The organism is Streptomyces sp. NPDC059816 (genome assembly GCF_042732055.1).
GTDB lineage: Bacteria > Actinomycetota > Actinomycetes > Streptomycetales > Streptomycetaceae > Streptomyces.
Genome location: NZ_JBHWIQ010000009.1, coordinates 93446 through 116835 on the forward strand (window position 1 = coordinate 93446; position 23390 = coordinate 116835).

At 73.4% G+C, this 23390-nt stretch carries 10 protein-coding genes; 7 read left to right on the forward strand and 3 right to left on the reverse strand.

Annotated elements, in window-relative coordinates:
• Positions 1-25 precede the first annotated feature (25 nt).
• Both ACFV88_RS14440 and ACFV88_RS14445 read right to left on the reverse strand, forming a co-directional pair.
• Positions 26-7108 (reverse strand): amino acid adenylation domain-containing protein, encoded by a 7083-nt coding sequence (locus ACFV88_RS14440; RefSeq protein ID WP_385490308.1) that lies wholly within the window; start codon positions 7106-7108, stop codon positions 26-28.
• Entirely contained in the window at positions 7105-14961 is a 7857-nt protein-coding gene (locus ACFV88_RS14445) for an amino acid adenylation domain-containing protein (RefSeq protein WP_385490311.1), read from the reverse strand. Before ACFV88_RS14445 ends, ACFV88_RS14440 begins: the two co-directional genes overlap by 4 nt.
• Positions 14962-15442: 481 nt before the next feature.
• On the opposite strand from ACFV88_RS14445, the gene ACFV88_RS14450 reads away from it, so the two are divergent.
• The 6 genes from ACFV88_RS14450 (at position 15443) to ACFV88_RS14475 (ending at position 22056) form a co-directional block, all read left to right on the forward strand.
• Positions 15443-16447, forward strand: coding sequence for a FecCD family ABC transporter permease (locus ACFV88_RS14450; RefSeq protein WP_385490314.1), 1005 nt, complete (start codon positions 15443-15445; stop codon positions 16445-16447).
• 3 nt (positions 16448-16450) lie between these two features.
• Positions 16451-17539, forward strand: coding sequence for a FecCD family ABC transporter permease (locus tag ACFV88_RS14455; RefSeq protein ID WP_385490317.1), 1089 nt, complete (start codon positions 16451-16453; stop codon positions 17537-17539).
• Positions 17540-17542: 3 nt separating this feature from the next.
• Positions 17543-18379 (forward strand): ABC transporter ATP-binding protein, encoded by an 837-nt coding sequence (locus ACFV88_RS14460; RefSeq protein WP_385490320.1) that lies wholly within the window; start codon positions 17543-17545, stop codon positions 18377-18379.
• A 69-nt stretch (positions 18380-18448) separates the two neighbouring features.
• Positions 18449-19516 (forward strand): ABC transporter substrate-binding protein, encoded by a 1068-nt coding sequence (locus tag ACFV88_RS14465; protein ID WP_385490323.1) that lies wholly within the window; start codon positions 18449-18451, stop codon positions 19514-19516.
• Between the two features lie 235 nt (positions 19517-19751).
• Positions 19752-20849, forward strand: a complete 1098-nt coding sequence (locus tag ACFV88_RS14470; RefSeq protein ID WP_385490326.1) for an alpha/beta hydrolase — start codon at positions 19752-19754, stop codon at positions 20847-20849.
• Positions 20842-22056, forward strand: coding sequence for an acyltransferase (locus ACFV88_RS14475; RefSeq protein WP_385490329.1), 1215 nt, complete (start codon positions 20842-20844; stop codon positions 22054-22056). Before ACFV88_RS14470 ends, ACFV88_RS14475 begins: the two co-directional genes overlap by 8 nt.
• Before the next feature lie 54 nt (positions 22057-22110).
• Here ACFV88_RS14475 and ACFV88_RS14480 read toward each other — a convergent pair whose 3' ends face one another.
• Positions 22111-22650 carry a DUF1707 domain-containing protein gene (locus ACFV88_RS14480; RefSeq protein ID WP_385490332.1) on the reverse strand — a complete coding sequence of 180 codons (540 nt, stop codon included), beginning with the start codon at positions 22648-22650 and terminating at the stop codon, positions 22111-22113.
• A gap of 347 nt (positions 22651-22997) precedes the next feature.
• Here ACFV88_RS14480 and ACFV88_RS14485 point away from each other — a divergent pair, with 347 nt between their 5' ends.
• The gene (locus tag ACFV88_RS14485; RefSeq protein ID WP_385490335.1) at positions 22998-23270 is read left to right on the forward strand and encodes a hypothetical protein; all 273 of its coding nucleotides are present in this window, start codon (positions 22998-23000) and stop codon (positions 23268-23270) included.
• Positions 23271-23390 lie beyond the last annotated feature (120 nt).

Sequence of the window (23390 nt, forward strand, 5' to 3'; positions counted from 1 at the left end):
GGGCCTGCCGGGCCCCGCCCACCGGCTACCGCCATCCCCCGGTGTGTTCCTCCAGCACCTCCATGACCTTCCGCAGCGCCGCCGGATCGAGCACCCCGTCGTGGTCGTCGGCGACGGTGTGCACCTCGACCACGCCGTCCGTGTGGGCGGCCCACTCCTCGCCCCGGCGACCCGACGAGGCCCGGAAGTGCAGGAGCGTGCCCCGGAACCGGTCCGGTGCGAACGCCGCCGACTGCGCTGCGGCGGCGGCGAGGTTGGCGGCCATCGCCCGCACCGCCTCCTCGGGGAGCCCCAGCCCTGCCACCGCCGCAGCCACCGCTTCGGCCACCGGCCCGGCGGGCCCGGGTGCAGGCCCGTCCGCCCCGGCGGGCCCCGGTACGGGACCGTCCGCCCCGGGATAGCCGTCCAGCACCGCGAGCAGGTCGACCCGCTCCCCGCGCCGCTGGAGGCGGCAGGCGAGCGCCTGGGCCAGCACACCGCCCAGGGACCAACCGAGCAGCCGGTACGGGCCGTGCGGTTGCGCCCGGGTCAGGGCGGCCAGATACACGTCCACCAACTCCGTCAGGGACCGGGTCGGCTCACCGCCCGTGAGGTCGGGCGCCTGGAGCGCGTGCACCGCCACCGCCTCCGGGACCCGGCCCAGCAGCGACGCGTACCGCCAGCCCAGACCGGTGGCCGGCGCCGGGCACCACAGCGGAGCCGGACGGGCGGCGGACTCCGCGCCGGGGGCCGCCCGCAGCGTGCACACGACGTCCAGGCCCGTGCCGGGGCCGTCCGCGCCGCGCAGCAGACCGGCCAGGGACATCGGCGTCGGATGCCGGAACAGGTCGGCGACGGCCACCTGGCGCCCGGTGGTGCGCTGGAGCCGGTCCCGCAGCCGCACCAGCAGCATCGAATGCCCGCCCAGGTCGAAGAAGTCGTCCTCGATCCCCACCTGGGGCAGTTCCAGGACCTCCGCGAAGGCCGCGCACACCCGCGCCTCGACCGGGTCCCGCGGGCCCCGCCCCTCGCGCGGCACGGGCATCGGCGGCGCCGGCAACGCCCGCCGGTCGACCTTGCCGTGCTCCGTCAACGGGAGCGCGGGCAACTCCACGTACGCCGAGGGCACCATGTAGTCCGGGAGCACCCTGATGAGCCGCGCCCGCAGCGCCGCGGGATCGAACACCGCCCCGGCGGCCAGCACCGCGTAACCGACGACGTGACGGCCTCGCGGGCCGTCCTCCCGGACGTCCACCGCGGCCTGGAGCACCGCCGGATCGGCGGCCAACGCGGCAGTGACCTCCCCGAGTTCGATGCGGAAACCGCGGATCTTGACCTGATCGTCGGTGCGGCCCAGATAGTCGACCGTCCCGTCCGGCATCCACCGCGCCAGGTCCCCGGTGCGGTACATCCGGGTGCCGGGCCCGCCGAACGGATCGGCCACGAACCGCTCCGCCGTGAGCGCCGCCCGACCGAGGTACCCGCGGGCCAGACCGGCCCCCGACAGGTACAGCTCACCGATCACCCCGGCGGGCACCGGCTGGAGCCGACCGTCGAGCACCCGGGCCGCGGTGTTGGCGGTCGGCCGCCCCACCAGGGGACGTTCGCTGTCCGCCACCCGCGCGGCCAAGGCGTCGACCGTGCACTCGGTGGGCCCGTACAGGTTGAAGCCCGAAGTCCCGGCGAGCGACCTGAGGTCGTGCCACAGCGGCGACGGCACGGCCTCCCCGCCGACGCCCAGCGCCAACAGCGCACAGCGCCCGTCGCGCACCAGGCCCGCCCCGACCAACTGCATCGCGTGCGAGGGGGTGACCTCGATGAAGTCGATGCCCTGCGTGGCGACGAACTCCACCAGCGCCTCGGGATCGCGCACGGTCTCCTCGGTGACCAGGTGCAGCGCGTGTCCGTCCAGCATCCACAACTGCGGCTGCCAGGAGGCGTCGAACGCGAACGACCAGGCGTGCGCCACACGCAGCGAGCGCCCCCCGGCAGCAGCGACGGTCGGCCGGTACAACAACGCACGGTGACTGGCGAACAGGTTGGCGATGCTGCGGTGCTCCACCACCACGCCCTTGGGCAGCCCCGTCGACCCCGAGGTGTAGATGACGTAGGCGGGGTGGCCGGGCGAGGGGTGCGGGAGCGCGTCGCCATCCGGCTCGGGGCCCTCGTCCGCCAGGGCCTGCTGGACCTCCGGCGCGTCCAACAGCAGCTCGACGGGCCGCTCCCCGGTGGTCGGCACGGCGTCCCGGCCGGTCGACCCGCTGGTGGTGATCAACAGCCGGGGGCGTGCGTCGGTGAGGACGTGCGCGATCCGGCCGCTCGGGTAGCCCGGGTCGATCGGCACGTAGGCGCCGCCCGCCCGCATCACCGCGAGCAGGGCGACCACCGTGTCGGCCGTCCGGGGGAGCAGGAGGGCCACGGTGACCTCCGGGCCGACGCCCCGCCCCCGCAACAGCCGGGCGAGCCGCGCGGTGCGCCGATCCAACTCGGCGAAGGTGTACGAGGTCCCGCCGCACACCAGGGCCGTCGCGTCGGGCGTGCGCGACACCTGGCGTTCGAAGAGCGCGACCAGGGTCGTCGCAGGCCCGGCGACGACATCGCCCTGCCAATCGACGAGCACCCGGCGGCGCTCCTCGACGGACAACAGGTCCAGGGACCCGAGGGAACGGTCCGGGGCGTCCGTGACCGCCTCCAACACCCGCAGGAACCGGGTGACCACATTGCCGACGGTCCCGGCGTCGAACAGATCGGTGCTGTACTCCACGCCCAGCCGCATGCCTTCGCGGCCGTACTCCTCCACCACCTCGAAGGCCAGGTCGAACTTGGCGGTCCGCGATTCCAACGGCTCCTGCACCACACCCAGTTCACCGAAGGTGAGGTCCATGGCCGGCCGGGCCTGGTGGCTGAGCATCACCTGGAACAGGGGATGGCGGGCCATCGACCGGGCCGGGTTGAGCAGCTCCACCAGACGCTCGAAGGGCACGTCCTGGTGTGCGTACGCAGCGAGGTCGACCTCCCGCACCCGGGCCACCAACTCCCGGAAGCCCGGATCGCCGGACGTATCGGTGCGCAGCACCAGGGTGTTGGCGAAGAATCCCACCACCTGGTCCACGGCGTCGTCGCCACGTCCCGCGATCGGCGTCCCGAGCGGGATGTCGGTGCCCGCGCCCAACCGTGTCAGCAAGGCGCCCAATGCGGCGTGCAGCACCATGAACACACTGGCGTCACAGCGGCGGGCCAGGGCGCGCAGCCGCCGGTGCAGCGCCGCCGGGACCTCGGCCACCACGGTCGCACCCCGCAGGCTCGGCGCGGCGGGACGCGGACGGTCGGTGGGCAGCGGCAGTTCCTCGGGCAACCCCTCCAGCGCCTTGCGCCAGAAGTCGGACTGCCGGCTCAACAGGCTCTCCGGGTCCGACTCCGCGCCGAGCACGGCCCGTTGCCACAGTGCGTGATCGGCATAGCCCACGGGCAGCGGGACGAAGGCCGGCACGTCACCCCGGCCGCGCGCGGTGTACGCCGCGGCCAGGTCCTGGAGCAGCGGGAGCGCCGACCAGCCGTCGGCCGCCACGTGGTGCAGCACCAGGAGCAGCACGTGGTCGTCCGGTCCGACGGCGAACAGCTCCGCGCGGAAGGGCACTTCGGCGTCGATCCGGAACGGGCGCGCCAGGGCCGCCGACAGCAGCGCCCCCAGCCCCGCCGCGTCGGTCGGGGTGACGTGGAGGTCGGGGCGGGCCCCCTCCGCGTCCAGCAGCACCTGGTGGGGCACCCCGGCGTCCTCGGCCAGGACGGTGCGCAACGCCTCGTGCCGATCGCTCACGTCACCGAGCGCACCGTGCAGGGCCGCCCGGTCGAGGGCGCCCGCGAACCGTGCCGCGAAGGCCATGTTGTACGCCGGGTTCGGGCCCTCCAGACGGTACTGGAACCACATCCGCGCCTGGGCGAAGGACAGCGGCAACGGATCGGGTCGCACCGCTGCCCGCAGCGGTGGCCTGGTGCTGGCGGACCCCAGGGTCGGGGCCAGCGACGCCACGGTGGGCGCGTCGAACACGTTGCGCAGCGGTAGGTCCGTACCCAGGGTGGAGCGCACCCGGCTGGCGAGCCCGGTGGCGAGCAGCGAATGCCCTCCGAGGTCGAAGAAGTCGTCGTCGATGCCGACCTCGGGTACGCCGAGGACCTCGGCGAACAGGTCGCACAGGATCTCCTCGGTGGGGGTGCGGGGCCGCCGCCCGGTACCCGGGACCGTGCCCGGTAGCGGCGCGGGCAGGGCACGGCGGTCGAGCTTGCCGCTGGGCGTCAGCGGCAGGGCGTCCAGCACCACCAGGGCCGTCGGCACCAGGTGCTCGGGCAGCGAGGCGGACAGCGCCCGCCTCAGGACGGCGGGCTCGGGTGCGTGCCCCGGGGCTCCGGTGACGTAGCCGACGAGGACGGCCGCCGCGTCCGCGCCCAGGTCGGTGCGGGCGACCACCACGGCCTGGCGGACCGAGGGGTGCGCGGTCAACGCCGCCTCGACCTCCCCGGGCTCCACCCGGAAGCCGCGGACCTTCACCTGGTCGTCCGTGCGGCCCAGGTACTCGATCACCCCGTCGGCGCGCCGCCGCGCCAGGTCGCCGGTGCGGTACATCCGGGTACCGGGCGGCCCGTAGGGGTCCGCGGTGAAGCGCCCCGCCGTCAGCCCGGTGCGGCCGAGGTACCCGTACGCCAACTGGCGGCCGGCGAGGTACAGCTCCCCGGGCACCCCGTCCGGGACCGGGCGCAGCGCCGCGTCCAGCACGTGGACGGAGGTGTTCCACACCGGACGGCCGATCGGCACGCTCGCGGCGGGGGCGGCACCGGACCTCGGGCAGGGCCACGCGGTGACGTCCACGGCGGCTTCGGTGGGCCCGTACAGGTTGTGCAGTTCGACCGCGCCGTCGTACAACGCGTGGAAGCCGTCGACCAGGTCCGGGGCCAGGGCCTCGCCGCTGCACAGCACCCGCACCAGTCCCGTGCAGCCGGCGGCCTCCGCTTCGGCGGTGAACGCCCGCAGCATCGAGGGCACGAAGTGCACGGTGGTGACCCCGTGCTCCCGGATCAGCCGGGCCAGGTACCGCGGGTCCTGATGGCCCTGCGGACGGGCCACCACCACGGCCGCCCCGGTGATCAGCGGCCAGAAGAACTCCCACACGGACACGTCGAAACTGGACGGGGTCTTCTGGAGGACCCGGTCGTCGGGGGTGAGGCGGTACTCGGCCTGGGCCCACGACAGCCGGTTCACGATCGCCGAGTGCGGTACGACGACGCCCTTGGGACGACCGGTGGACCCGGAGGTGTAGATCACGTACGCCGGGTCGCCCGGACCGGCCGCCCGTACCGGGGCGGGGCCGTCGGAGTCGTCGTCGGCGTCCGCCGCAGGGTCGTCCGCCACCAGTACGGCGGTGCTGCCGCCCGCTGCCGGATGCGCGCCGGAGCCGTCGGTGACGAGGGCGACCGGGTGCGCGTCGGCGAGCATGAAGGCGATCCGGTCCGCCGGGTAGTCGGGGTCCAACGGCAGATAGGCGGCGCCGGCCCGCACCACCGCATGGAGCGTGACCACCAGCTCGGCGGACCGGGGGAGCGCCACCGCCACCACCGTGCCGGGTCCGGCCCCGTGCCGCACGAGCCGGGCGGCCAGCGCCCGGGCCCGGGCGTCCAACTCGGCGTAGCTGAGCGTGCCGCCCGGGGCGATCACGGCGGTGGCGTCCGGGCTGCGGGCCACCTGGGCGGCGAGGAGATCGGCGAGGGTGGCGTCCGGCACCGCGTGTTCGCCGCCGGTGACCGTCGCCCGCGCCACCTCCTCCGGTCGGAGCAGATCGATCCGGCCGAGCGGAAGGTCAGGGGTGGTCGCGAACGCCTCGAACGCCCGGCGCAACCGGTCGGCGATCGACTGCACCTGGGTCCGGGTGACGGCGTCGGCGCGGTATCCGAGGCTCAGCCGCAGCCGGCGGCCCGGCAGCGCGGTCAGGGCCAGCGGATAGTGCACGTCCTCGTGGCCGTCGGCTTCCAGCAGGCGCAACCCCGGGGCGAGCTCGGCGAGGGCAGCGGGGTCGAGGGGGTAGTTCTCCACCACGGCGAGGGTGTCGAACAGCTCCCGTCCTCCCGAGGCCCCCTGGATCTCGGTGAGCCCCAGGTGCTGGTGCGCCACCAGCGTCGACTGCTCCTCCTGGAACCGGGCCAGCGCCGCGGCGTACTGCTCGGCCGCATCCCAACGTGTGCGCACCGGAACCGTGTTGACGAACACGCCGATCATCGTTTCCACGCCCGGCAGGTCGGCGGGCCGCCCGGACACCACACCGCCGAACACCACGTCCGTGCGCCCCAGGGTCCGCGCGAGTGCCAGACCCCAGGCGCCCTGCACGACGGTCCCCAGGGTCAGCCCCCGCGAACGGGCCAGGGCGGTCACCGAGCCGGTCAGCTCCTCGGTGAGTTCCACGACGATCCGGCGCGGACGAACCCCGACCGCATCGGTGGAGTCGGGGGCGATCAGGGTCGGTCCTTCCACCCCGTGCAGGGCTTCCCGCCAGGCGGCGACCGCTGCGGGCCGGTCCTGGGACGCCAGCCAGTCGAGGTGTGCGCGCGGGGACGCGGCCGGTGCCGGCGCACGACCCGCACCGGCGGCGTACCGCGCGAACAGCTCGCGCACCAGGAGGGGTTGTGACCAGCCGTCCAGCACGATGTGGTGATTGGTGATCACCAGCCGGTGCGACTCGTCCGCCAGGGTGAGCAGCCGGAACCGGACGAGGGGCGGCCGGCCCAGGTCGAAGCCCCGTGCGGCATCGGCCTCCGTCAGCAGGGCCGCTTCGCGCTCCTGCTCCGGGGCCGACAGCGGGCGCAGGTCGTCGTACGCCCAGTCGACGGCCAACCGGGACGGGATCAGCGCTGCGGCCTTGCCCCGCCGGTTGCGACGGAACGCCGCGCGCAGCCCCGGCCAGCGGTCCAGCAGCGCTTGGGCGGCCGACCGCAGCGCCGGCTCGTCCACCGGGCCGCGCAGCGTCAGGCAGAGTCTGCCCACGTACACCCCGCGGCTGTGGTCGTCGAACTCCGCCCGGAACAGCAGGCCCTCTTGCAAGGGCGTCAGCGGAAGGATGTCCGCCAGCTCGGATCGGGCCGTCACGCATGCCTCCAGTCGGCTTCGAAGTCGTCGATCTCGTCCTGGGTGAGCGCGATGAGGGAGAGGTCGGAGGGCGTCCACCCACCCGCGTCGGCGGTGGCGGCATGGGCCGCGATCCCCCTCAGATGGGCGAGCCAGCCCGCCGCGAGCTCCGCCACCGCGTCCGGGCGCAGGACCTGAGACGCGTACGACCAAGTGGCCGTCAACCGGGGCCCGTCGGGGCCCGTGGTGACATACGCGTCGATCTCCAGGGCATGACCCAGCGCCAGCGTCGGCGGCACCCGGTGGAACAGGGCGTGCGCGCCGGTGACCGGCTGCCACGGTTCGGCCTGCTCGCCTAAACCGCCGAACCGGCCCAGGTAGTTGAAGGCGATGTCGGGGGTGGTCAGCGCCGCGAGGGTAGCGGCCGTGTCCGGGTTGAGGTGGCGCAACGCACCGTACCCGAGGCCCCCGTCGGCGGGGGACCGCACCTGCTCCTTGACGGTCTTGAGGGCCTGTCCGGCCGCCGGGCCCCCGGCCCGGGCGTCGGCGAGGTCCACGGCCCCTGGGTCGAGCCGCACCGGATGCACGGTGGTGAACCAGCCCACCGTGCGGGACAACTCGGCGTCGGCGCCCGCGAAGGCTTCACGGCCGTGCCCTTCGAGGTCGACGCTCACCGCCCGTCCACTGCTCGTACCGGTGGTGCGCCGTCGTTCGGCGACCGCCAGGGCCAGGGCGGTGATCAGAACGTCCTCGGTGTTCGCGTGGAAGGCCGCCGGCACCCGCGTCAGCAGCGCTTCGGTGTCCTCGGGGCCCACCGTCACCGTGTGGCGGGCCGACGTCGCCGCGGTGTCCCGTACGGGGTCCGGCGCCACTTCGGTCAGTCGGGTCGCTGCGCTGACCGCGGCGGCCCACTGCTCCGCCCGGTCGACGGTGGCCGGGCGCCGGGCGTAGTCGCGCAGCAACCCGCTCCACGTCCGTAGGGAGGTGCCCTCGGGGGCCAGCTCCTCGCCCCGCCAGGCGGTGGCGAGATCGTCGCACAGCACGCGCCAGGACACCCCGTCGACCACCAAGTGGTGAATGGCCAGAGCGAGTTGCCCGGACGACCCGCTGCTCGCGGGGGGCCACCAGACCGCCTGCACCATGACCCCGTCCGCCGGCCGCAGCCGCGTACCGGCCGCCGCCGTCTCCTGCTGGTGATCACCCCGTGCGAGCCGGAGGAGGTCTGTCGCGCGCGGGGTGCCGGGCGCGGGTACGGCCAGCTCCCAGGTGCCGTCGGACGCCACCACGAGACGGGCCCGGAGCGCGGGGTGACGATCCAGCACGGCCTGGAGCACGGCCACCAGCGCGGCGCGGTCCACCCCGGGCGGCGTCGTCAGCGTCATGCCCTGGCTGTAGTCGTCCACCAGTGGTCCGACGCTCCCGGGCCGGGGCGCGTTCGACGCCGTGGCCAGCTCCCGCAGCCGGGCGACGATCGGCGTCTCCGCGATCCGCCCGAGCCCGTCGTCCGCCCGCACGACCGTCTCGGCGCGGTCCGTCAGGGGGACGGCCACCGCGGCCAGGGCGGCCGGTGTCTGGTGCCGGAACACTTCCCGGGCCCCGACCGTCCACCCCGCGGCCCGGGCCCGGGAGACCAGTTGCAGGGCGATGATGCTGTCGCCCCCCAGTGCGAAGAAGTTGCCGTCCGCGTCCACCTCCGGCCGGCCGAGCAGCGCGGCGAACAGGTCGCTGAACAGGCGTTCCGTCACGTCGGCGGGTGCCCGGCCGACGCCTTCGGGCAGCACCGGCACGGGCAGCGCCGCGCGGTCCAGCTTGAGGTTCGCGGACTGTGGCAGCCGCTCCATCGGCACCCACAGCGCGGGCACCATGTGATCGGGCAACAACGAAGCGGCGTGCGCCCGCCAACCGTCCGGGTCCACCGCCCGGCCGGCCGCTGGCACCACGTAGGCGACCAGCCGGCGCGAACCGGGCACGTCGTCCCGGGCGAGCACGGCGACCTCCGCGACACCCGCATGACGTCCGAGGACGGTCTCGATCTCACCCAGCTCGATGCGGAAGCCATGGATCTTCACCTGGTGATCGGTGCGGCCCAGGCACTCCAACTCCCCGTCGGTTCTCCAGCGCGCCAGGTCCCCGGTGCGGTACATCCGGGTGCCGGGCCGTCCGTACGGGTCGGCCGTGAACCTCTCGGCCGTCAACCCGGGCCGCCCCAGATAGCCGCGGGCCAGGCCCGCGCCCGCCAGGTACAACTCCCCGGGCACCCCCGGCGGCACCGGGCGCAGCCGGCCGTCCAGCACGTACGCGGTCGCGCCCCGGACCGGGCGCCCGATGCGGGGCGGGCCGTCCCCCGTGACCTCGGCGACCACCGAGTCCACGGTGCACTCGGTCGGACCGTAGAGGTTGTACGCAGTGGTCGTGGGGTGCGCCGCGAGCTTGCGCCACAGGGCCTCGGGCAGGGCGTCCCCACCCGGCCCGAGCAGCGCGGGCCGGTGCCGCCCCTCGTCCAGCAGCCCGTGGGCGACGAGTTGCTGGAGCTGGACGGGGGTGAGCCCCAGATAGTCGAGGCGTTCGGCGGCCACGTACGCGGCGACCGCTTCGGCGTCCGGGTACGTGTCCTCGTCCAGGACGTGGAGCTCGTGGCCGCCCACCAACAGGACCACCGGGTCGAGCGAGGCGTCGAAGGCGAAGGAGGCGATGTGCCCGGCCCGCAGCCGCTTGCCCCCGACCGCGTCCACCTCGGGCGGGAAGCGGGTGGAGGTGTGCGCGGCGTACAGGTTGGCGAGGTTGGCGTGGGTGACCACCACGCCCTTGGGGCGCCCCGTCGAACCCGAGGTGAACAGCACGTACGCGGCGTCGTCCGGCCCCGCCCCGACCAACGGCCCCCGCGCACCGCCGGGCGCTTCGGCGTCCACCAGCACCACGGGCACCTCGGGGCACACCGGCAGGGACGGGGCCAGGGCGCGGGTGGTGAGGAGGCAGACCGGGGCTGCGTCCGCCAGCATGCCCGCGAGCCGGTCCGTCGGGTACCCGGGGTCGAGGGGCAGGAAGGCCGCACCCGTGCGCAGCACCCCCAACAGTGCGGGGACCATCGCATGACGCGGCAACGCGAGCGCGACGATGCGCCCGGGGGCGGCGCCCCGTGCCGCGGCCCACCGCGCGAACCGCTCCACCCGGGCGTCGAGCTGGGCGTAGGTGAGCCGTTCGCCGGCGCCGCCTCGACCACCGAGGACGAGGGCCGTCGCACCGGGGGCGTACCGGACCCGTTCGGCGAACACCTCGTGCAACAACGGCACCACCGGCGCGGGCTCGGGCTCCGCCAGCAGCACCGCGCGTTCCGCTCCGGTCAACAGGTCGTGGTGGGAGAGCGGCAGGTCCCGCCGGTCCACCGCGGCGGCCAGCAGCCGCAGCAGCCGTCCGGTCAGCCGCTCCACGGTGTCCGGGTCGAACAGGTCCGCGCTGTACTGCGCGAATCCGGCGACCGCGTCCGGGTCGCCGTCCGGGTCGAAGCCTTCGATGAAGGTGAGACTCAGATCGAAGGTGGTGGTCCCGGCCGACACCACCTCGGGCCGGCTGCGCAGTCCCGGCACGGGCAGTTCGGAGGCGGTGCCCGACTGGTGCACCACCATCACCTGGAACAGCGGGTGCCGGGCGGTGGAACGCGGCGGGTTGACGATCTCGACCAGCCGCTCGAACGGGAGGTCCTGGTGCTCGAACGCCGCGACGGCGGTCTCCCGGACGCGGTGCAGCAGGGTCACGAACGACGGGTCGCCACTGACGTCGGTACGCAGCACGAGGGTGTTCACGAAGAAGCCGACCAAGCCGTCCAGTTCCTCGGCCGAACGCCCGGCGACCGGGGTCCCGAGCGGGATGTCCTCCCCGGCGCCGAGCCTGCCGAGCAGTGCGGCCACCGACGCCTGGTAGACCATGAAGGGGGTGACACCCAGATCGGTGGCGAGGCTCCGGACCCGGCGGGCCAACTCCCCGTCCACGGCGAACCGGACCGTACCGCCCCGATAGGAGGACTCCGGGGGGCGGGAGCGGTCCGCCGGCAGCCGCAACTCGGCGGGGGCACCCGTCAGTTCCTTCTTCCAGAACGCAGCCTGACGGGACGTCACGCTCCTCGGGTCCTCCGCCTCGCCGAGCAACTGCCGCTGCCACCGGGCGAAGTCCGCATAGCTCACCGGCAAGGGATCCCACGCCGGTGCCTCGCCGATCCGCCGTGCGCGGTACGCGCGGGCGAGGTCGTCCACGAGCACCGGTAGGGACTGCCCGTCACCCGCGATGTGGTGCAGCAGCAGGAGCAGTACGTGTTCCTCCGGCCCGGTCTCGAACAGGGTGACGCGCAGCGGCGGTTCCTGCGCGAGCGCGAACACGTGCGCGGCGGCCTCGGCCAGCGACTGCGCCACCCCTGCGGGCGCCACCGCGCACAGCTGGAGCCGGGGCCCCTGTTCCGGCGGCAGGACCACCGGCGACGCGGTCCCGTCCCGGCCGTGGAAGACGGTGCGCAGGGTGGCGTGCCGGGTGCCGACGTCGACCACGGCGGCAGCCAGGGCTTCCCGGTCCAGCGGCCCGCTGATCCGCAGCGCCGTCGGGATGTTGTAGGCCGCGCCCGGCTCCTCCAACTGGTGCAGCAGCCAAAGCCGTTGCTGGGAGAACGACAGCGGTGCGGCCCCGTCCTCCCCTGAGCCCGGCGAAGCCGCCCGATCCGCCGAGGCCGTGAGGGCGGGCCGATTACCGGCATCGGTCACCGGCCCCTCCGCATCGAGGAGCCGGGCCAACCCGGCGGGGGTGCGCGCATCGAAGAGCGCGCGCAGGGGCGGGCGCACCCCGAAGGCGCTCTCGATCCGGGTGAGCAGTCGTGCCGCGAGCATGGAGTGCCCGCCGAGCAGGAAGAAGTCGTCGTCGGGCCCGACCTCCGGAACATCCATCACCGCGGCGAACAGCGCGCACAGCCGGGTCTCCGCCGCGGTCGCGGGTGCCCGACCGGTGGCCCGGGCGTACACGGGGGCCGGCAACGCCCTCCGGTCCAGCTTCCCGTTGCCGGTCAGGGGCAGCCGCCCGAGGACGACGACCGCAGCGGGCACCAGGTGGTCGGGCAGTCGTGCCGCCAGCTCCGCGCGCAGCAGCTCGGGATCGGGTGCCGGGGCCCCCTCGGCAGGCACCACGTAGGCCACCAGCCGAGGATCACCGGGGGTGTCCTCCCGTGCGATGACGGCGGCCTGGGCGATGCCTCCGGCGTGCCGCAGCAGGTGTTCGACCTCGCCGGGCTCGACGCGGAAACCACGGATCTTCACCTGGTGGTCGACCCGCCCCAGGTACTCGAAGACTCCGTCGGCGCTCCAGCGCGCCAGATCACCGGTGCGGTACATCCGCCCGCCGGCCGGCCCGAAGGGGTCGGCGACGAACCGCCCCGCGGTGAGGCCGCCACGGTCCAGATAACCGCGGGCCAGTCCCTCGCCCGTCACGTACAACTCGCCGGGCGAGCCCGGCGGCACCAGGTGCAACCGGTCGTCCAACAGCCGCAGCGCCGTGTGGTGCACCGGCCCGCCGATCGGTACGAGGGAGCCGTCACGATCCGGACGGCAGGCCCAGAGGGTGGCGTCGACGGTGGTCTCGGTCGGCCCGTACGAGTTGAACATCCGGGTGGTGCCCGCCCAGCGACGCATCAGTGCGGCGGGGCAGGCCTCACCCGCGACGACCAGGGTGACGCCGTCGGGTAGCGCGTGTTCGTCGGGCAGGGTGGCCAACACCCCGGGAGGAAGGGTCAGATGGGTGATCGCGTGCCGGTCGCAGAACGCGGCGAGCGGCGGTCCGAGCCGCTGCTCCGCGGGGACGACGGCGAGCGCGCCACCGGTCAGCAGGGCCATCGTCCACTCCCACACCGAGGTGTCGAAACTGAACGAGGCGAACTGGAGCACCCGGGAGCCGGGTCCGACGCCCAACTCCCCGGACATGGTCGACACCAGTGCGGACACCCCCGCGTGGGTGACCACCACCCCCTTGGGTCGGCCCGTCGATCCCGAGGTGTAGATGAGGTAGGCGGCGTGTTCGGGGTGCGCGGGGAGCAGCGGCGCACGGGCGCCGAGCGTGGCGCGGGCCCCGTCGTCGACGAGGAGCCGTGGGGTGGTGTCCCCGGCGAGCCGGGCCGCGGACCGGGTGTCGGTGACCACCAGGTGCGGGCGGGCGTCGGCCAGCATCAGGGCGATCCGGTCCGCCGGGTACTCCGGATCGACCGGTAGGTACGCGGCGCCCGATTTCAGGACGGCGAGCGCCGCCACCAGGAAATCGCCCGAGCGCGGTAGCGCCACGGCGACCACCCGTTCGGGCGCCGCGCCCAGCGCGGCCAACTCCCCGGCCAACGTCTCTGCCCGGGCGTCCAGTTCGGCGTAGCTGAGCCGGTGCACCGTCCCGTCGGGGTCACCGTCCTGCCAGCTGAGCGCCGGGGCGTCGGGGGCGTCGCGGACCCGCCGGGCGAACAGCTCCGGCAGGGTGGCGCGCGGCGCTGCCGGAGCCTCGCCGGTCCAGTCGGCGAGCAGGCGCCGCTGCTCCTCTCCGCCGATCGGCGCGAGGTCACCGAGCGGCGTGTCCGGTGCGTCGAGCGCCGCGTCCAGCAGGCGGGCGAACCGGTCGAGCAGCCCGGCCACGGTGTCCGGCGCGTACAGGTCCCGGCGGTAGGTGGTGTCCAGGGTGAGGGTGCCCGCGGCGTCCAACACCGCGGAAACGGAGAGGTCGAAGGCGGCGCCGCCGCCCGCCACCGGCCGGTCGGCGAGCCGGACGCCGGGCAGGTCGAAGCCCTCCCACACATCACTGCGCAGCGAGAACATCACGTCGAACAGCACGTGGTGACCCGGGGTGCGCTCGGGGCGCAACTCCTCCACCAGGGTGTCGAAGGGCACGGCCTGATGGGCGTACGCGCCGAGGCACCGCTCGCGGACCTGTGCGAGCAGCGCCCGGAAGGTGGTGTCGGGGCCGGCCGTCGAGCGGAGCACCAGGGTGTTGCCGAAGTTGCCGACGAGCTCCGCGGCGCCGGGTGCGGACCGCAGCACCGCGGGTGATCCCACCAGGACGTCCGGTGCGCCACAGAACCGGTGCAGCAGGGTGGTGAACACCGCGAGCAGGGCCATGAACGGACTGACGCCTTCGGCCCGGCACCCGGCGTGCAGGCGCTCCCGCAGCTCGGCGGGAAGGGTACGGACCAGTCGCCCGCCCTCGGCGGCCCCGGTGGGGGAGCGGGGGAAGTCGGTGGGCAGCGGAAGCGGCCCGGGCGGGTCGGCGAGAGTGGTGCGCCAGTGGTCCAGATCGACGTCCGTCCAGGGCGTCCGACGGGTCTCGGCGTGCGCGAGGTCGGCGTACTGGACGGTCGGTTCGGATGGCTCGGCGCCCCGATAGCCGGCGGCCACCTCATGCAGCAGGACCTGCCAACTGCCGTCGTCCCAGGCGATGTGATGGGCGACGAGCACCAACACGTGTTCCCGGGCTGACAGTTGCAGCAGTTCGAACCGGACCGGGGCGTCCTCCGTCAGGTCGAAGGGTCGGTCGGCGAGCCGGGAGGCGGCGGCGTCCACCGCGGCCTCCCGCCGGTCGGCGGGCGCGCCCGTCAGATCGGTCAGGGTCACCGGCACGACGGTGCGCGGAAGGAACACCTGGAACGGCACCCCGTCGCCGTCCACCCGGTAGACCGTGCGTAGCACGTGGTGGCGTTCGGCGGCGGTGCGCAGGGCGTCCGCGAACCCGGGCGCGGCGAGGTCGCCGGACAGGCGCACCGCCACACACACGTGGTAGGCGGTGCTCACGGGGTCGAGTTGGTGCAGGAGCCACATCCGGCGTTGCGGTGGGGAGAGCGGCGCGGGTCCTTCGGCGCGGTGTGCGGGATGCACGGGTGTACCGGTCCCGCTCTGGGGTCTTGCCATGCCGCGGACGGCCAGTTGCCGGCGTAACAACTCCCTCCGTCGCTCTGCCGATCCGTCGCCCGCACCGATGTCCGCACCCGACAAGAAGGCTCACGTCCCCTCAAGGTCCGACTGGTGAGCCGCACACTAACTTAGGATAGCCTTATCTTGCTATAGTGACTCTGATGCGCTCCGCGGTACTCCGTTGCCTGCTTGCCCTGTTCGCTCAACGCCAGTCCCTCTCCGGGTCATTGATGGTGCGTCCAGGTAAGTCGGATGGCCGGGGGGTGAGGGTAACGGAGACGCAACGGGCCGCATCGAACCTTGTTGGCGGGCACTTAGGTATGGCTATCCTTTTCCCGTGCATCACGATCCGCCGAGTTCGACCGCGGCGCCCGTTCCCTCGCCGGAGAAGGCTTCGCTCCGGCCCTCTCCATCCCGGTCCCTCCGGTCGTCGCGGTTGTCCCGGTTGACCCTGAAGCCCCTCCCGCACTACGCGGCCGTCCCCCTCTGCCTGCTCCTCCTGCTGCTGCTCTGCCTCGGCTCCCTCGCCCTCGGCACCAAGTGGATCGCCGCGGACCGCGTCCTCGACCTCCTGCTCCACCCCGACGGTTCCGAAGAGTCCGGCATCGTGCACGACATGCGCGTACCGCGCACCCTGTTCGGCCTCGTGGTCGGAGCCGCCCTCGGCACGGCGGGCGCACTGATGCAGGGACTCACCCGCAACCCGCTCGCCGACCCCGGCCTGCTCGGAGTCACCGCGGGCGCCTCACTCGGTGTCGTCGTGACCACCGGACTGCTCGGCATCACGGCCGTCCACGGCTACCTCTGGTTCGCGTTCGCCGGAGCCCTCCTCGCGACGGTCCTCGTCTACGCCCTCGGCGGCGCAGGCCGCGGCGGCGCCACCCCCGCCAAACTCGCCCTCGCCGGCGCAGCCGTCTCCGCGCTGCTCCAGTCCCTGGTCAACGCCGTCCTGTTGTTCGACGCGGCAGCCCTCGGCGACTTCCGGTTCTGGGCCGTCGGCTCGCTCATCGGACAACCCGCGGGGCTCCTCGTCGACCTGCTGCCCTTCCTCGGAGCCGGCCTCCTGCTCGCCGTCCTCACCGCGCCCGCCCTCAACAAGCTCGCCCTCGGCGACGGCGTCGCGACCTCCCTCGGTCAGAACGTGGGCCTGGTCCGCGTCCGCGGGGCCGCCGCCATCACGCTCCTCACCGCCAGCGCGGTCGCGCTCTGCGGACCGATCGCCTTCGTCGGCCTGGTGATCCCGCAGATCGCCCGTCTGCTCACCGGCCCCGACCACCGTTGGATCGTCGCCTACTCGGCGCTGCTCGGGCCCGCTCTGCTCCTCGCCGCCGACCTCGTGGGCCGTCTCATCGCCCGCCCGGACGAACTGCACGTCGGCATCGTGGTGACGGCCGTGGGCGCCCCGTTCTTCATCCTGTCGGTGCGCCGCCGCCGGCTGCGGGAGTCCTGAACCATGCCCACCACTCCCACCGCCCCTCCCGTCAAGGAGACCGCCCGGCCCGCCGGCGGCCTGGTCCTGCGGGTGCCCCGGACCCGCGCCTCCTGGATCATCCGCCCGCGCGGCACCCTCGTCAGCCTCCTGCTCGTCGCGGCGGTCGCCCTGGCCTTCGTCGTCTCCCTCGCCTCCGGCGAACTGGACCTGCCGCTCGCCGACGTCGTGCACAGCCTCTTCGGCGACGCCGACCCCGCCACCGAACTGGTGATCCAAGGGCTCCGACTGCCCCGGGCGCTGGTCGGGCTGCTGTGCGGAGCCGCCTTCGGACTCGCCGGTGCCGTCTTCCAGAACCTCACCCGCAATCCGTTGGCCAGCCCCGACGTCATCGGGATCTCCGCGGGCGCCGGAACGGCCGCCACCGCCGGAATGCTGCTCGGCGCCGGCAGCGGGGTCGCCCTCCCGACGTTCGCGCTGACCGGGGGCCTCGCCGCCGCGGCACTGATCTACGCACTCGCCTGGAAGTCCGGCACCACGGGCTACCGCATCGTGCTCGTCGGCATCGGCGTGGCCGCCCTGTGCACCAGCGCGACCAGCTACCTGCTCCTGAAAGCGGGCGTCTACCAGGCCCAGCAGGCCCTGATGTGGCTCACCGGCAGCCTCAACGCCCGCGACTGGGAGCACGTGCGCCCCCTGGCCCTCGCCCTGGCCGTGCTGCTGCCCTGCGTCCTGCTGCTGGCGCCCTGGCTCAGCGGCCTGCAACTCGGCGACGAGACCGCCCGGTCCCTCGGCCTGCCGGTGCAGACCGCACGCATCGCGCTGCTCGTCGTCGGAGCCGCGCTGGCCTCGTTCGCCACAGCGGCGGCCGGGCCGGTCGCGTTCGTCGCCCTGATCGCCCCCCAGATCGCGCTACGGCTCACGGGCCCCCCGGGCCCCGCGCTACTCCCGTCGGCCCTGGTCGGCTCCCTCGTCGTGCTCGCCGGGGACGTGGTGGGACGACAACTCCTGCCCGACACCGAACTGCCGGTGGGCGTGGTGACCGGAGTGCTCGGCGCCCCCTGCCTGCTCTGGCTGCTCAGCAGGTCCAACCGCACCGGATCGGGAGGCTGACCCGTGGACCCACGACCGAAGGGGCTGACAGCGGAGGGCCTCACCCTCGCGTACGAAGGCCGCAGCGTGGTCGACGACCTCGACGTGGCGATACCCGCCGGCCGGATCACCGCCGTGATCGGCGCGAACGCCTGCGGCAAGTCGACGTTACTGAAGGGGCTGTCCCGGCTGCTCGCACCCCGACGGGGCGCCGTCTACCTGGACGGTCAGCTCATCCACTCCCTGCGCGGCAAGGAACTCGCCCGCCGGCTCGGCATGCTGCCGCAGTCACCGGTCGCCCCGGAGGGCATCACCGTACTGGACCTGGTGAAACGCGGACGCAGCCCGCACCAGTCCTGGTGGCGCCAATGGTCCCCCGAAGACGAACGGGCCGTGTACGAGGCCCTGTCCGCCACCGGGCTCACCGAACAGGGGCAACGCAGCGTGGACGAGCTGTCCGGGGGGCAGCGTCAGCGCGCGTGGATCGCCATGGCCCTGGCCCAGGACACCCCCGTCCTGCTCCTCGACGAACCCACCAACCACCTCGACCTCGCCCACCAGATCGACATCCTGGACCTGGCCGTCGACCTCAACCGGGACCAGGGCCGCACCATCGTCCTGGTGCTGCACGACCTCAACCACGCCTGCCGCTACGCCGATCACGTCATCGCCCTGAAGGAGGGACGGATCGTCGCCGAAGGCGCTCCCGCCGCCGTGGTCAGCCAGCACCTGATCGCCGAGGTCTTCGGACTCAGCTGCACCGTCATCGAGGACCCGGCCGGCGGCGGCCCGCACATCATCCCGTTCGGCCGGCACCACGCCGTCGCCCCCGACCGCACGGCGACGGTCATCAACCGCTGACCCTCGCCCACCACCACCCGTGCACCCTCAGACACCACCCTGCGGTGACCGCAGCCCGGAAGGACACCCATGCCCCGCCACCACTCCCGTGCCCACTCCCCGTTCGCGGACGTCCGGCCGGACCGCCGCCGGTTCCTCGCCCTGAGTGCACTGGTCGCCGCCGCGCCGCTGCTGGCGGCCTGCGGTGCGGACGACTCGAAGGACTCGCGGAGCAGCGGCGGTTCCGGCTCCGACGGTGCGAAGGGCAGCGGCCCGTGGAGCTTCACGGACGATCGGGGCAAGAAGATCGAACTACCCCGGCGCCCGGAGCGCGTCGTCGCCCAGTCCCATCCCGCCGCCGCGCTCTGGGACTTCGGCGTCCGCCCGGTCGGCATCTTCGGCCCGCAGAAGGCTGCGGACGGCAAGCCCAGCCCGCAGATCGGCAATGTGGACCTCGCCGAGACCACCTCGGTCGGCACCGCCTTCGGCGAGTTCCAGATGGAGAAGCTGATATCCCTCAAGCCGGACCTGATCGTCACCATCGCCTACGGCCCGACGGTCTGGTACATACCCGAGGACGTGATCAAGAAGGTCGAGGAGATCGCCCCGATCGCGGTCATCCAACTGATGGGCGTGGCCGTGCCGGACGCGGTGAAGCGCTTCGGCGAGCTGGCGGCGGCCCTCGGCGCCGACCCCGACAGCGCTGAGATCAAGAAGGCGAAGACGCAGTTCGAGACCGCAGCCGCGGCGGTCACCAAGGCGGCCGAGGCGAAGAAGGGCCTCTCCGTCGCGGTCGTGTCCGGGACCAAGGCCAACTTCTTCGTCGCCGACCCCGCCTTCCACGGCGACGTCAAGTACTTCCAACAGCTCGGTCTCGACATCGTCAAGCCGAAGAAGCCCGAGGCCGGTTTCGAAGCACTCAGCTGGGAGCAGGCGGGCCGCTACCAAGCAGACCTCCTCCTGGAGGACGCCCGCCCCGAAGGCGGCCTGACCCACCGGCAGATGGACGCGTACCCGACGTGGCGGGCCAGCCGCGCGGTGAAGGCCGGACAGGTCATCGACTGGCAGACCGAGACGCCCTTCACGTACCAGCGCTTCGCCAAGGTGCTCGACGACCTGGCCGCTGCCGTGTCCAAGGCACGCGTCGACGTGGTCTGACACGCCCCTCCCCAACGCCCCCGGAAGCGAACGAACGCTCCCGGGGGCGTTCGTGCTGTCCTCCTCCGAGCCCACGGCCAGCGACGGACGGGGCGGTCGCCGACCCCCTACGCGTAGTACTCCAGAGCTAGCTGGAAGGTCACCCCCCGGCGGGACGCGGACGACGACGGGCGGTCCGTAGCTTCACAGAGCCACCACACCACGGATCCCCGGTTCGATAGGAAGCCCACCTGCCATGCCCTCCCGCTCCCGCACCAGCAGCCCCCGCGCCACTCACCCCCGCACGAGCCGCCGCTCGAGCGGTCCTCGCACGAGTCGCCTCAGCTGGAGCCGGCTGCGCCGCGTCGCGCTGGCCGCGCTGGTCACGGCATCGGTGGCCGTCCCGATATCCGGCGCAGCCCGCCCGGCGGACGTACCGGCCCCCGCGCCGACCGTCCACGGCCAGCTCCGCGCGGCGACCCCCGCGGCCCTTGCCGAACGCTACGCAGGGACCCGCGTCGACCTGGTGGCCGCCGCGCGGACGGCCGAGGAGCACGGCGACACCCAACGAGCCGAGGCCCTGCGCACACTGGCGGCCCCCGCCCGTCAGCTCCTCTCCTTCGACGGTCGCAACGGCGGCCGGGCCGTCGAGGTGATGGGCGACCTCGCCCGGGCCGACCGGATAGCCGTGCTGGTGCCCGGCGCGGGCACCAGCGTCGACAACTACGGGCGACTGCGGAGCGACGCCGGCGCGCTGCGCCGCACCTTGGGCGACCGGTCCGCCGTCGTGGCCTGGCTCGGCTACCGGACCCCGGAAGCGGTGAGCCTGTCGGTGGCCACGGCCCGACGGGCCGCGCGAGCCGTGCCCGACCTACGCGCTCTGGTCGACGAACTGACGCGGGTGAAGCCCGCCGCACGTACGTCCCTGGTGTGCCACTCCTACGGCACCGTGGTCTGTGCCGGCGCCGCCTCCCGGGTGCGGATCGCGGACATCGTGCTCTACGGCAGCCCGGGAACCGGCTACGACAGCGCAGCCGCGCTCCGCACCGAAGCCACCGTATGGGCGGGCCGGAGCAGCGGTGACTGGACGGTGGACATCCCGCACCGGCGCCTGAGACTCCCCTTCGTCACCTTCGGATTCGGCACCGACCCCGTCTCCCCGGAGTTCGGCGCCCGGACCTTCCGCGCGGGTCACGGCCAACACAGCGAGTACCTGAAACCCGGCTCGCTGCCCCTGCGCAACATCGCCCGGATCGTCGCCGGCGAAGCGACGGACACGGGTGGGGATGCGGACACGGGCGCTGGTACGGGCAGCGGCACAGCCGAACGTTTCGGAGGGAACCGTCATGCGTGAACTGATCCGTCACATCGACGCGGCCACCCCCGCTGATCGTGACCGGGCCGTGGACGCCTTACGGGCCCTGGCCATCCTCGGCGTGGTGCTGGGCCACTGGTTGGTGACCGCGCTCGTCGTCGACAGCGGTGTCCTGCGCGGTGACAGCCCGCTCGGACACCTGCCCCAGTTCACCCCGGTCTCCTGGGCGTTCCAGACACTCGCGGTCTTCTTCCTGGTGGGCGGGCAGGTGGGCACGAAGAGCTACCTCGCAGCCCGGGCCAGGGGCACGAGGTACGGGCGGTGGCTCGGCGTTCGGCTGCTGCGACTCTTCCGCCCGGTCGCCGTGGTGCTGGTCGTGTGGACGCTCGCCGTGATCGTGATGCTCGCCTCGGGCGTGGACGGGACGACCCTGTACACCCTGGGCAAACGCGTGCTGTCGCCCCTCTGGTTCCTGCTCGTCTTCGCGGCTCTGACAGCGGCGACGCCCCTGGTGGTGAGACTGCACCCGCTGTGGCCGCTCACGGTGGTGCTGCACATCGACCTGATCCGCTTCGGCCTGAACGGGCCCGAGTGGCTCGGCTCGGCCAACGTACTGGCGGCGTGGCTGGTCCCCTACTGCCTCGGCGCCATCTGGGCACAGGGCGGCCGGCACACGCGGCCGTTCGGCTGGACACTGCTGCTCGGCGGGGCCGCGGTCACCGCCGGACTCGTCCGCTGGGGCGGCTACCCCGCGTCGATGGTGGGAGTGCCCGGGCAGCCGGTCTCCAACCTGGACCCGCCCACCCTGGCGGTGGTCACCTTCGGCCTCGCCCAGTGCGGCGCAGCCCTCCTCCTGCTGGGCCCGCTGCGGCGGCTCCTCGTCCGGCCCGCGGTCTGGGCGGTCGTGGCGCTGGTGAACCTCTCGGCGATGACCCTGTTCCTCTGGCACCAGACGGCAATGATCGCCGTGACCACCCTGGGGCTGTTCAGCGGGGTGCCCCTACCCGGTCTGCACACCGTGCCCGATGACACCGGCTGGGTGCTCGCCCGAGTGGCGTGGCTCCCGGTGTTCACCCTCGCGCTCTGGATCTGTTGGGCCGCCTTCCGCACGTACGAGCACGGCCCGCGCCGCGGCAGCGGTCGACGGGAGCGCACGAGGACCCGGCGCGGCGACCCCGCACCGACGCGACCGACGCGACGCGCCCAGCCGCACGGCTCACCACCCATCGCGCGTGGGGCCCCGTGAAATCACCCCGGCCCCTTCACCGGGTACTCCCTGCCTTGCTGCCCGCCCCGGGCCTCAGCGTCGGGCGTGACGGATCTTCAGCCGCCCGTAGCCCACGGTCCCCGAGATCCGGATCTTCGGCCCGCCGGGGCGGGATCGCCGTCGGGCCGCGTAGCGCAGTGGCTTCCAGCCGGTGCGCAGGTCGTCGACGTCCACGACGGCGTCACGGGGCACGGTGATCCTGGCCCCGCCGGTGCCGAGTTGCAGCTCGATGTCGACCACCGGGTGCTCGATGACCGCTCGGGACAGGTTCAGCCGCACCGTGCCGAACGCCGACTCGACCTTGAGGGTCCGGGGCACCCGCCATGCGCCGCGTCGCCGGATCCGCCCGGTTGCGGCGGAGATCGTGGCGGTGGTGTCCACCTCTGCCGGGAGCGAGGCCAGGGCCGACACGATCTCGCCGTGCGTGGTGGCGGTGAGGACCTGGTGGAGGCGTCCGTCCATCTCCTCGTGCGGGACGTGGCCTTGGGCGTACCCCTCCTGGAGGCGCCGCAGGGCCGATTCGCGTGCGTCTTCGCTGATCGGGAGCGACGGATCTTCCGGCGGTGAGGTCACCCGCTCACTCTAGTCCCGTGCCCGGCCGTGTTCCGGGCCGTACTCCCGGCCGCTTGAAGGGGGCAAGTCGACCATTCGCCGGGGAACTTGGTCGGTGAGGCGCCCGGGAGGTGTGTCCGTGGACGTGCGTCCGCGCGGCGGGGGACGGCGAGGCCCCGCTGGACGGGCGGGCCAAACAAGATCATTTTTGTTACTGTCGGGTACTTTACTTCTCCTTGACCTGGTGGCAGGCTGACGTTCACCTCAGCCCCCCACAGGTGAATCCTTCTCAACTCCCCGTATGTGCAAGGGAGTTGAGGCCTGGGCTGAACTCCCACAGTAATTGAGATCCCTAGATCGGAGTGCGAATGAACCGTCGTGTTCGCTGTGCGGCTTTTGTGGCGACCGTGGCGGCCGGTGTCTCCCTCGTTCTGACGAGCGGCACCGCCCACGCCCAGGACCAGCAGGCCCCCCGCTCGGGCGGCCTGATCAACATCAACGCCCCGCTGATCAACAACACCGGTGACATAGACCTGGTGGAGGACGTCTTCGAGCACATCAGCATCCCGATCCTGGGTCAGGCGGTGCACCAGATGTACGACTGGGCCACGTTCCAGGGCGGCTTGTTCGGCAAGAAGTGACCCGTACGCCGTCACCGGTTCGTTGATCCGCGCGGTGCGCACCGCGCGGGTCAACGAACCCGCCCCCCGGCCGGCTGGGGGGACGGGCCCACCCCACCCGCTCGGGGGGGAGGCCCCGGC